This window comes from Candidatus Methylomirabilis sp., assembly GCA_036000645.1.
Lineage (GTDB): Bacteria > Methylomirabilota > Methylomirabilia > Methylomirabilales > JACPAU01 > JACPAU01.
Window position 1 is genome coordinate 1 of the sequence record DASYVA010000101.1, and the last position, 10,740, is coordinate 10,740.

Below are 10,740 nucleotides of genomic sequence, written 5' to 3' on the forward strand. Positions count from 1 at the left end.
GAGGATCAGGCGGAGCCCCTCCCGAACCAGCCTGTGGTTGCCGGCGATCACGACCCGGATACCGCTGGCCGGTCCCACCTTGGCCACTCCCTTCTCAAAAAGGGGGAACGCGATTGTTCAGCGCCTAAGAGAATTAGGTTACGGCAGAGGTGGTAACGAATCCAACCGCTTGGTCCGGTTGATGGCGCCCTCGCTATCCACGGTTACGCGGGCTCCCATGGCGCGCCGGCCCGGGTGCTGCGAGCCGGTCCGTGCCAGCGCCCAGAAAGCAGGCGTGCGCGAGGCCACCGACCGCCAGTGGGTCCGCTGCTTCAATCCGATCGGCTTGGTGGCCGCCGAGACCGGTCCAGGTGGTTGGTCACCCCTCACGGCCTCCTCTTTCCGCAGATCCCCCCTTTCCGAGCTCGGCCCCGGTCAGGAACGCGCACGTGCCTATCGCGCCGTCAACAGTGGGGCTCCTGAGCTGGCGAAGCTAATCGGTAAATCCTGACGGCCGGCAGGGCTTTTCCGCCTCTCTGCTGGCCTCATCTCCCCCTTGCTCGGTGGCCAGCTCCCGCCCGAAAAAGTTTAGGACGCGCACGCGACCAAGCAGGTCACAAAGGTAACGGGCGGGGAACAACTGCGTGACAATTTCGTGACAACCCTTGAGGGGCTGCCGGGGGACGTGTCGTGCGCTGGGTCGCCGGAGAGATCCTCCTGGCCCTGGAGCTGCACCCGGTAACGGAACAGGGCCCCGGCGGCTGGCTACGGTGGCCGGGCTCCCGCCTCGCCCCGGCAGGAGGCAGGAGTCCTGCCGGGGGCGTCTCTGGGCCTCCGGCCCGCGCCGCGAGCCGGTCCCTGGCAGCAGCCAGCGAGCAGGCCTCTGCGAGGCCACCGGCCGCTAGGGGCTCCACTGCTTCAACCCGATCGGCCTGGTAGACGCCCGGACCAGTCTAGAGTGGGGGGTCGAGCGCGAGGCGGGGTATGGAGAGAATGAAGGTGGGGTCCCGGGCGGCTGGTCTGTCTAAGTCAAATCGATCCTCTGGCGGCTCCGGTTGAGCTTGAGGCCCAGGGGGCGAGCTGCACGAGTGCCCCTGCTTAATGCGGGGGCCTCGGTCTAGGGGAAGGTCTGGACCTTCGGTGGGCGGGAGCCGGCTGGCGGGAGGGGCGGTCGGAAGCTGCCGAAGACACGGTTTCGCTATGGCCGATCCGGCTCTAGCGAGGCAGGGCGAGGCTGTAGCCCATGCCCCGGTGGGCGCGGATGATCCGGGGCTTCTGGGGATCGTCACCGAGCTTCAGCCGGAGGCGGCGCACACCCGCTCTGATCGCGGCATCGCTCAGGTGATCCACACCCCAGACTTTGTCCGCGAGCATCTGGGAGGAAATAACCCTCCCCTCGTTTCGGACCATGTAGGACAGGAGCTTCCATTCCGTCGGTGTGAGGGGCACTTCTCGGCCCTCAACCGACACCCGGCGCTTCGCCAGGTCAACAACGAAGCCGCGCCCGCTAACCGTCCCTTTCCCATCCCAAAGTTCCGGCATCTGGGTTCGGCGCAGGACAGCCTTGACCCGGGCCAGGAGTTCCGTATGCGAGAAGGGCTTCGCGATGTAATCGTCCGCCCCCAACTCCAGGCCCTTGACACGGGCCATCTCCTCCCCCTTGGCCGTGACGATGATCACGGGCACATCGGAAAACGTCCGGATCTCTTGAAGCACCTTCAGCCCGTCCATGTCGGGCAGTCCCAGATCGAGGATGACGACGTCGGGCGCTTCCGACCCCACCAGTTCCGCTGCCTTCCTCCCCTTCCCGGTTGAGACAACTTTTGTATCTGGCCAGCGGATCGTAAAGCACAGCCCGATGGTGTCCACGACGTCCGGAGCATCCTCAATCACGAGGACCTTCATGGTTCCCCTTTCCGGGGTGCTCCCCCCAGCGGGAGCGAGAACTTGAATGTGCTCCCTTTCCCTACCTCGCTCTCCACCCAGATCTTGCCGCCGTGGGCCTCCACCAGCTGCTTGCACAACGCCAGACCGATCCCCAGCCCGCCGGCGCGCTCCCTATCCCGTTCCACCCGGAAGTAGGGCTGGAATAGCCGTGATTGATCCGACGGCGAGATGCCCAGGCCATAGTCCTGGACTTCGAGGATGAGCCGGTCTTCTGCTGGCACCGCCCTGACATCGATCCGCCCACCATCCGAGCCATACTTCATCGCATTGCGCACGAGGTTGGACACCACCTGCTCCACACGGTCCGGGTCTGCCTGGATCTTCGGGAGCTTCTCAGGAACCTCCAGAGTGAGCCGCAGCCCTGCTCGTCTCGCCTCCGGCTTCACGCCCTCGCACAACTTCCGCAGGACGGCTCCCACATCCACGGGCACCACGTGGATGCTTAAGGTGCCCGCCTGGAAGCCTGCCAGATCCACCAGATCGTCCGTGCGCGCCTTGAGAGCCGCCGCAGCCGCCTGCACGTTCGCGAGGAGCATGCCGACGGTGCTATGCGTGGCAGGGTGGAGGGCATCCTGGAGCAGGCCGGCGGAGGACCGGATGGCCGACAGTGGCGCCCTCAGCTCGTGACAGAGCACGTCGGCGAACTGCAGCACGTGCCGAAGCATGACGCTAGCTTCTAAGAACCCGCGATGGGTGCTCTCGAACGGCGATGCGGCCTCCCCGAAGAAGCTCTCGGCCGTCCTGACAGTCCGGACCCCCTCTTCTGGGCTGACCGTCCGCGCCAGAATTGTCGCCAGCACCTCGTGGTGAAGCGCCGCCATTTCCAGCACGCCCATGCCGTTGGCAACGGCCTTGCGTCCAAGGTCATACGCCTGGAGGAGGGCGGTCTCTCCGGCTCCAGCAATGTAGTCCTGCAGGGTGCGCAGGTACTCCTCCGCCAACTCCTGCCCGATGTCCGTCATGACGCAGATCCTAGAGAGCGCATGATAAGCACGAGCGCCCTGCCCGTCCCCTGGCCCCGCTGGCTAAGTGTCGGGCCAGCGCTTCCTATCACAGATGCCTATCAGGTATGGTCAGCAAAAACACAAAAACCCCCGCCGACCACCCATGTGGTCAACGAGGGGGTCAAGGTCCTGTCCGGGAACCCGACTCAGGGACATCCCCCCCCCATTCCCCGAGGGCCGGACCTAGATTGTCAAATTGTGAGATGTGGAGGCAGTGTAGGCGGGATCCGGGGGGGTGTCAAGGGGAACCCATCTTCCGGAGGACCGGCCCCATCTGCCGCTGGATCTCGTCCATCCGCTGGGTCGGCAGGCGGATGCAGTCGGTCACGAAGTGGGTGTGCAGCCAGGTCCGGTGACGGCGCAGGATCTTCATGCCTCAGGGCCCGGCCCTTGCCGCACGCGCCGCTCCTGGAGCGTGAACCACCAGTAGAACGCCAGATACCCGCGCCAGCCGGCGAGGGGGGCGGCGATCGCCCGGACTTCCTCTTCCGTCGCCAGCCGGTCGAGGCCGAGCTCCTCCCCCACGATCCGCCGGAGCCCCCCGTCCGCCGCGGGGAGGGCATCCCGGTCCCCCAGGCCCCGGAGCAGGACGTATTCCGCCGTCCAGCGCCCCACCCCCCGAAACGCCGTCAAGCGGGCGATGGCCTCCTCCGTGGACAGACCGGTCAGGGCAGTGAGGTCCAGCGTCCCCCGGATGACGGCCTGTGAGAGGCCGATGATGTAGTCGGCCTTCTGCCGGCTGAACTGGAGGGGACGCAGGTCGGCCCGGCGGAGGCGGGCGAGCCGCTCGGGCGCGGGGAAGAGGGGATACCGCCGGCCCCTCTCCACCAGGGTCCCGCCGAAGCGGTCCAGGAGGGCCTGCTTGAGCTTCGCGGCGAACGTGATGTTCACCTGCTGGCCGATGACCGCCCAGATCAGCGCCTCGAATGGGTCGCCGATGAGGATCGGCCGCAGCCCGTGGCACCGCCGCGCCAGGGCCGCCAGGCGGGGAAATCGCCGGACGGCTCGCCGGAACGGGGCGACGTCCTCGGCCGTCGCGAAGACCCGGCTGACCAGGGTGGACGCGGTCTCCAGATCGGCGGTGCTGACGCGGCGGCCAGTCAGCGTCACGAGGAGCCGAGGGACCCGGCCCGGCTCCTCCCGGACCTGAAGCAGCAGCCAGCGCCCGCCAAGATGCACCGGTCGGCGGTACTCCCCGTCCTCCACCTGCTCCACGACGGCGGAAGGCGAGCCGCCCAGGTAGCGCAGGGCCAGGTCAAAGGCGAACGGGGCTCTCACGCTGAGCCGCACGGTCCGCCGCATGGCATCTCCCCCTCCCTAGAACCGGACCGAGAACCCCCGCTCCCCCCGAGGCTCTTCCCATGTCACAACCACATCCACCACCCGCGCCCCCGAGGGTCCGCGGTGGCACCAGGCGATCATGGCCTCGATGGCCTCGCGCTCCCCCTCGAAGACCGCCTCGACCTGGCCATCTGGGGTGTTGCGGACCCAGCCGGCGAGGCCGCGCGAGCGCGCCTCCTCCTCGGCCGAGGCCCGGAAGAAGACCCCCTGGACCTTCCCTGAGATGAGCACGCGGGCGCGGGGACCAGCCATGTTCTCGCCAGGCCCTCAGGCCGGTCCCGCCGGGACGCGCACCCGCGCGCGGAGAGCGCGGTAGTAGGCGTCGAGGGCCCCATCGAGGAGGAGCCGCCCCGCCGACCGGGCCAGGATGCCATAGACGGTCCCCCGGCGGATCTTCGCCACAGCCTCCGGGTCGAGGAGGTTCTCCGCCCGGGCCACCAGGGCCAACGTCCGGAGGCCGATGAGCAGGGGCCAGGCGCAGGCGAGACGCAGCCGCCACTCCCGCCGGGGGGCGGCCCGCGTGTAGGCCCAGCCTTCATCGTAATGTGCAAGGGTGACCTGGAGGAGATCCCCCAGGAGGGGGCGCAGCCTGGATAGGCTTCGGGGATCGAGCAAGTCGGTCGGCGTCAGGTCGTGGGCCGCCAACTCCTCCCGGGGAAGGTAACACCGCCCGATCCGGAGGTCCCGGGGGAGATCCCGCAGGATATTCGTCATCTGGAGCCCCTGGCCGAAACGGACGGCGCGCCGGCGCATCGCCGCGGCATCCCAGCCGGCCAGGGCCGGGCGGTGGGCCAGGTGCACGTCGGTCCAGAACTCCCCCGCGGACCCCGCCACCCAGTAGGTATACCGGTCAAGATCCGCCCGAGTCTCGAGGGCAACGATCCGCCCCTCCCGCTCCCCGGGAAAGGCGCTCAGGTCCATTCGCATCCCCTGGGTGATGGTGAGGAGAACCTGGCGGATGGCCGCCCGGTCCCCGGCGGGCAGGGCCTGGTAGGTGGCAAACGCCTCGGGGAGCCTCAGGAGGAGCGTCCGCTCGGCTGGGCTCTGCTGGTGGGGGGCCAGAGCGGCGGGCAGGCGGGCGAGGCTGGCTGCAGCCCCCGACAGGAAGGCATCCCGCAGCACCTCGAGATGGAGGAGCCGATCGGCCCGGGGGAGGAGGCGCGTGTCCGCGATGGTATCGGCGGCGCGGGCGAAGAGGTAGGCCAGCCCGACCGGCTCCCGCACGCCCCGGGAGAGGATCCGGAGGCTGAGGTAGAAGGACCGGCTGACCGGCTTCAGAAGACGCCGCAGCGTGGCAGCCGGCACATCCGTCATGACGAGCGACGGCGGGCGCTAGGCCTTCAGGTACCGCGCGAACCAGGCGAGCGCCCGCTGCCAGGCGTCCTTCGCCGCCTCGGCCTGGTACGAGGGCCGGTAGTCGGCGAAAAAGGCGTGACCCGCCCCGGGGTACACGACGAACTCGGCCGTCCTCCCGGCCTCCTTGAGGGCCGCCTCCATCTTCCGGACGTCGGCCACGGGGATCCCGGTGTCCGCCTCGCCGTACAATCCGAGGACCGGGCAGACCACGTCCTTCGCCAGGTCGAGGGGATCCTTGGGATGCAGGTTGTCCTTCTGCGGGGAGGCGATCCGCCCGTACCAGATCACGGCGGCATCGAGCTCCTTGTAGGTCGCAGCCAACAGCCAGGCGATCCGCCCGCCAAAGCAGAATCCCGTCACGCCGACCCGGTCGGCGCGGGCATACGGTTGCCGGCTCCCGAATTCCGCCGTCACAACCAGGTCTTGGAGCAATTGCCGGTCGGAAATCTTCCCGACGGCCTCGCGCACCTTGGCGAAGTCGCTCATCTGCGCGACCCCCTCGCGCGCGAACAGGTCGGGGGCGAAGGCCACGTACCCCTCCCGGGCGAAGCGGCGGGCCAGGTCCCGTTGATGCTCGTGCAGGCCGAAGATTTCATGGATGATCATGATGACCGGATGCCGGCCCGCCACGCTTGGCCGGGCCTCATAGACCGGGATGCTGTCCGCGCCGCTCCGGATCGTGCGGTCGGCCGTGACGAGCCCTTCGCTCGGAGTGGTAATGACCTGGGCCGAGACCGGCCCTGCCGCCAGGGCGAACCCGGCCGCGCCCATCCCTACGACGAGACGCCGTCTCGTCACATCCACTCGCTGCCCGCGCCGTCGCTCGCGCATCGCTCTTCCTCCTGAGGGAAATTGCCGGTCGCCGGCCCGGCCCGGCGCCGGGGCCACGCCGCCATCATAGCAAACACCCGGGGCCGATGTCAGGTGCCCATCTCCGCCACCGCAGCGATCACCAGGCGGGCCACGGCGGCCATGAAGGCATAGTCCAGGGTCTCGGGCAGGTCGGTGGGCTGGTGGTAGTGCGGGTTCCGGAGAAAGGAGGTATCCGTTAGCATCACGGCCGGGTAGCCCCGATCCCAGAAGGGGGCGTGGTCGCTCCAGCGGCTGGGGGGGAGCAGAAAGCCGCGCAGGGCGACCTGGTGGGTCAGGAGGTTGAGCTCGGGGACGTACGGGCGCGCCCCCTCCAGGCGCTCGAGCAGCGGCCGCGCCCGGCGCGTCCCCACGGCCGCCAGGAAGTCCCCGACGGAGGGAACGGGACGGCGCAGCTGTGGCAGGACGCGTTGGCTGCCGGGCCGACGGTCCGTGTAGCCGACCATCTCGAGGACGAAGACGCCCGCGTACCGGCGGCGCCCCCACCAGGCCCGGCGGGCGAAGTGGCGGCTCCCGTGCCGGTACCGGTCGAAGCCGACCTGGGGCTCCTCCAGGGTGAACCCGACGAACTCGATGGGGGAGGCGGCGCGCAACCCGGCGAGCGCCCGAGCGGCAGCCAGCAGGACCGCCACGCCGCTGGCATTGTCGTCCGCGCCGGGCGTGCCAGCCATGGCGTCGTAGTGCGCCCCGAGGAGGAGCGCGGGACGGCGAGGGGAGGCTCCGGGGAGGGTCGCCACCACATTGAAGTAGGGCCGACCCCGGTAGCGGAAGGTATCCTGCCGGGCCGCGAGGCCCAGGGCCTTGAACTCCCCCTCCAGGCGCTCCCCGGCGGCGGCGAGCCGGGCCGGGTCCTGCGCCCCATGGCGGGGTCCGCTGAAGGCGGCCACCCAGCGCCGGAGCGCCCCCTCCTCCACCGTCTGGAGCAGCCGCTGGACCGCTGCCGCGTCCATCCCCATCCACGCCGCGTAGTGCCCTCTCAGAGGCCCAGGGCCTGCGGCATCTCGTCCAGGCGACTCACCGTGGCATCCGGCACCACGCCCAGCTCGTCCAGGGGCGCCCCGGCCCGATTCACCCAGCAGACCCGAAACCCGAAGGCCCTGGCCCCGACGACATCGAAGCTGTTGGAGGAGACGAAGACGATCCGCTCCTTCGGGACGCCGAGGTGCTTCGGCCCGAGGGCATAGACGACGGGAGAGGGCTTGTAGGTGCGAACCTCGTCCGCGCTCAGGACGTGGGCCAGGTGCGGTCCCAGGCCGGTGTGCTCAACAACCGCCTGGAGCATCCGTGGGGAGCCATTGGAAAGGATGGCGAGCGGGGTGCCGCGGAGTGCCTCCACCATCTTGGCCACCTCGGGGTAGGCGTCGAGGCGGAGATAGGCCTCCAGGAGCCGCGTGTGCTGCGCCGGGTCCAGGCGGAGGTTCAGCCGCCGGGTGGCGAAGCGCAACGCGGCCTCGGTTACGCTCCAGAAGTCCTCATAGCGCCCCATGAGGGCCCGGAGCCAGGTGTACTCGAGCTGCTTGCTGCGCCAGAGCTGGCTCAGGGCCTCCGCCTCGGCGGTCACCCGGCGGCACTCGGCGATGACGGAGTGGACGTCGAAGAGGGTCCCGTAGGCGTCGAAGAGAAACGCGCCGACGGTCGGCATCCGGTGACCTCCTGGCGGGGCGTCACGGTTGCGGGACCGGCGAGGAGGGTCCTGGATGCTCCTCCTCCGCCTCGTAGCCGCTGCATCGAAGGACGGGGAGGCGCGGGTATTTGGGGAAGAGCGGGTCCGTCTCCGACCGCCGGCAGTAGAGGAACCGCGAGCCCTTCCCGCTGGCCACCCAGCGGCGGTGCCGGCAGGAGGCACAGAGACCCACCTCGCCCCCGCTTACCCCACGAGGCGGGCGCACAGGCAGATCCCCTTCGTAGCCATCAGCGGGGCAGCAGCGCGAAGGAGGTGAGGCTCCCCTCGAAGCGGCGCCGATCCTCCCGCCAGTCGCTCTCCGGCGCCACCGCGGTGACGTGGAAGACCCCGTCGCCGTCGCGGACGAAGAGAGTCTGCTTCCGCATCGGGGTCCCGTTGAACTCGTAGGTCTCCTCGAGCAGGTACCGCTCCTCACCCCGCCCTCCCACGGGCCCGGCCACCACGGGCCGGTAGTCCCGCTGGTCCCGCCGGGTCACCTCCTGGTGAGCCGCGACGTACTGGGAGAGCGTCATCCCCATCCGGGGGAAGCGCTCCACGAAGACGACCGGCCGGAAGGGCTCGGCCGCGAGCGGCGGCACGGCGGGCCCGACGAAGGAGACGCGCCAGCCGAGCGAGCGCGCTTCCCACGCCGAAGGCCCCTGCACCCAAACGTCCCAGCCCCGGGGGTAACGGACGGAGAACCCGAGGTCCGGCCGGGCGAACGCGACGAGCTCCCCCTCGGCCGGCGCGGGGTCGGCGGCCGGCTCCGCGCCTGCCGCGGCGAGGAGCGCGGCCAGGACCAGCCGGACCCCGAGGGGAACCATGGGCGCCTAGATCCCCCAGGCTCCGCTCAGGTGGATGTTGGCCCCCGTGACGTACCGGGCCTCCTCGGAGAGCAGGAAGCGGACGACGCCGGCGGCGTCCTGCGTGCTCCCCGCATACCCCGCGGGGATCCGCTTGACCATGGCGGCGAGCTCCTCTTTGGGGGCGCTCCCCGAGTCGATGAACCCGGGGGAGACGGCGTTGACCGTGATCCCGTGCGGGGCGAGGACCCGCGCGAGGGAGCGGGTGAGGACCAGGATCCCGGCCTTCGCGATGTAGTGGGCGGTGAGCTGGGGCTGGGCCACCAGTTGGTCCGCGGTGGCCATGCTGAAGCTGACGATCCGGCCCCACTTGCGCGCGATCATCCCCGGCGCCACCGCCCGGCTCAGGTAGAAGACCGGGTGCAGGTTATTGTCGAACATGGCGTGCCACCCCTCGACCGTCTCCTCCAGGAGCTCGACCCGGTGGTAGGGTCCCGCGCAGTTGATGAGGGCGTCCACCCGTCCCCACTCCTGCTCGACCTGGCGGATCAGCCCCTCGGCCGCCTTGGGATCGGAGACATCGCACGCCACCGCCTGCCCGCGGCCGCCCTTCTCCCGGATGGCCTCGACGGTCTCGCCCGCCTCCCGCGCGCTGGTCCGGTAGCAGATGGTCACGGGCCAGCCGGAGCCGGCGAGGGAGAGGGCGATGGCCCGCCCGATCCCCCGCGCCCCGCCCGTGATCACGGCCACCCGCTCGCCCACACTCCGTCCTCTCCGAAGGGCCGACGCGCTCTGCGCCGACCCCGCCGCCTCAGGGCAAGAGCGCCTTGACCGCCTCCAGGGCGCGCTGGTAGTCCGGCTCGTCGAGCTGGTCTTTCACGTACTCCGCATACGCGACGCGGTCATCCGGGCCGATGACGAAGACCGCCCGGCGTAACAGGCGCAGCTCCTCCACCAGCAGGCCGTACTCCTTCGCGAACCGCTCGTTTTTGTGGGCCGAGACCAGCCGGTGGGTCGTCCCCGCCTCGGCGCGCCAGCGGTGCTGGGCGAACGGGAGGTCCATGCTGACGGTGATCATCTCCACCCGATCCTTCGGCAGGGCGCCCACGTCCGCCTCCCAGCGGCGCGTCTCGCGGTTTCACGTGGGCGTGTCGAGCGAGGGGACGGCGCTCAGGATGCGCACCTTCCCCCGGGAATCCTCCAGCCGGTAGGGGGTGAGGTCGGGGAGGCGGGCGCCCGCGTTGACGAGGCTGAAATCGGGCGCGGTGTCGCCCGGCCGCAGTTCGCGCCCGATGACGGTCAGGAGTTGGCCGCCCCGGGCGTAGGGGGTCGGGGAGCGTTCCACAACCGTCGCCTAGCCGGCCAGGTGGAAGCAGACGAGCTTCAGCTCGGTCATCTCCTCCACGGCGTAGCGGGGGCCTTCCTTCCCGAACCCGGACTCCTTCAGCCCGCCGTAGGGCATCAGGTCGGCCCGCCACTGGGGGCCCCAGTTGATCATCAGGTTGCCCGACTGGACCTCCCGGGCGAACTTCATGGCCCACTCCAGGTTCTCGGTGAAGATCGCCGCGGAGAGACCGTAGATGCTGTCGTTGGCTAACGCGATGGCCTCGTCAATGGAGTCGCAGGGAGTGACGGCCACCGCCGGCCCGAACAGCTCGTCGCAGGAGATGCGCATCTCCGGCTTGACGTCCGCCACCACCGCCGGCTCCACGATGGCGCCGCGCCGCTGCCCGCCCACCACGAGCCGGGCGCCCCCTGCGACCGCCTCCTTCACCCA

General features: G+C 70.0%; 13 protein-coding genes and 1 pseudogene. All 14 read right to left on the reverse strand.

The window, feature by feature from the left end; all coding sequences use genetic code 11:
- Positions 1-1,194: 1,194 nt before the first annotated feature.
- Positions 1,195-1,884, reverse strand: a complete 690-nt coding sequence (locus VGT06_06095; GenBank protein HEV8662692.1) for a response regulator transcription factor — start codon at positions 1,882-1,884, stop codon at positions 1,195-1,197.
- Complete coding sequence (locus VGT06_06100; GenBank protein ID HEV8662693.1) at positions 1,881-2,888, reverse strand: ATP-binding protein; 1,008 nt, start codon at positions 2,886-2,888, stop codon at positions 1,881-1,883. The genes VGT06_06095 and VGT06_06100 overlap by 4 nt, the downstream gene beginning before the upstream one ends.
- A 280-nt stretch (positions 2,889-3,168) precedes the next feature.
- Entirely contained in the window at positions 3,169-3,303 is a 135-nt protein-coding gene (locus tag VGT06_06105) for a hypothetical protein (GenBank protein HEV8662694.1), read from the reverse strand.
- The gene (locus tag VGT06_06110; GenBank protein HEV8662695.1) at positions 3,300-4,232 is read right to left on the reverse strand and encodes an AlkA N-terminal domain-containing protein; all 933 of its coding nucleotides are present in this window, start codon (positions 4,230-4,232) and stop codon (positions 3,300-3,302) included. The genes VGT06_06105 and VGT06_06110 overlap by 4 nt, the downstream gene beginning before the upstream one ends.
- Positions 4,233-4,247: 15 nt before the next feature.
- Positions 4,248-4,523, reverse strand: a complete 276-nt coding sequence (locus VGT06_06115) for an acylphosphatase (protein ID HEV8662696.1) — start codon at positions 4,521-4,523, stop codon at positions 4,248-4,250.
- 15 nt (positions 4,524-4,538) lie between these two features.
- A complete protein-coding gene (locus VGT06_06120) occupies positions 4,539-5,585 on the reverse strand; it encodes a phytoene/squalene synthase family protein (GenBank protein HEV8662697.1) in 1,047 nt (348 codons plus the stop codon).
- Positions 5,586-5,603: 18 nt separating this feature from the next.
- On the reverse strand, positions 5,604-6,458 hold the full coding sequence (locus tag VGT06_06125) for a dienelactone hydrolase family protein (GenBank protein HEV8662698.1): 855 nt from the start codon (positions 6,456-6,458) through the stop codon (positions 5,604-5,606).
- Positions 6,459-6,547: 89 nt separating this feature from the next.
- Complete coding sequence (locus tag VGT06_06130; protein HEV8662699.1) at positions 6,548-7,447, reverse strand: M28 family peptidase; 900 nt, start codon at positions 7,445-7,447, stop codon at positions 6,548-6,550.
- A 26-nt stretch (positions 7,448-7,473) separates the two neighbouring features.
- The gene (locus tag VGT06_06135) at positions 7,474-8,139 is read right to left on the reverse strand and encodes a haloacid dehalogenase type II (protein ID HEV8662700.1); all 666 of its coding nucleotides are present in this window, start codon (positions 8,137-8,139) and stop codon (positions 7,474-7,476) included.
- A gap of 269 nt (positions 8,140-8,408) precedes the next feature.
- A complete protein-coding gene (locus tag VGT06_06140; GenBank protein HEV8662701.1) occupies positions 8,409-8,984 on the reverse strand; it encodes a hypothetical protein in 576 nt (191 codons plus the stop codon).
- A gap of 6 nt (positions 8,985-8,990) precedes the next feature.
- Positions 8,991-9,725 carry an SDR family oxidoreductase gene (locus tag VGT06_06145; protein HEV8662702.1) on the reverse strand — a complete coding sequence of 245 codons (735 nt, stop codon included), beginning with the start codon at positions 9,723-9,725 and terminating at the stop codon, positions 8,991-8,993.
- 49 nt (positions 9,726-9,774) lie between these two features.
- Positions 9,775-10,083 (reverse strand): annotated as a pseudogene (locus VGT06_06150) (redoxin domain-containing protein).
- Positions 10,084-10,101: 18 nt separating this feature from the next.
- Positions 10,102-10,308: a hypothetical protein gene (locus VGT06_06155; protein ID HEV8662703.1), complete on the reverse strand. Its 207-nt coding sequence runs from the start codon at positions 10,306-10,308 to the stop codon at positions 10,102-10,104.
- A 9-nt stretch (positions 10,309-10,317) separates the two neighbouring features.
- On the reverse strand, positions 10,318-10,740 hold a 423-nt coding region (locus VGT06_06160), incomplete at its 5' end, for an aldehyde dehydrogenase family protein (protein HEV8662704.1).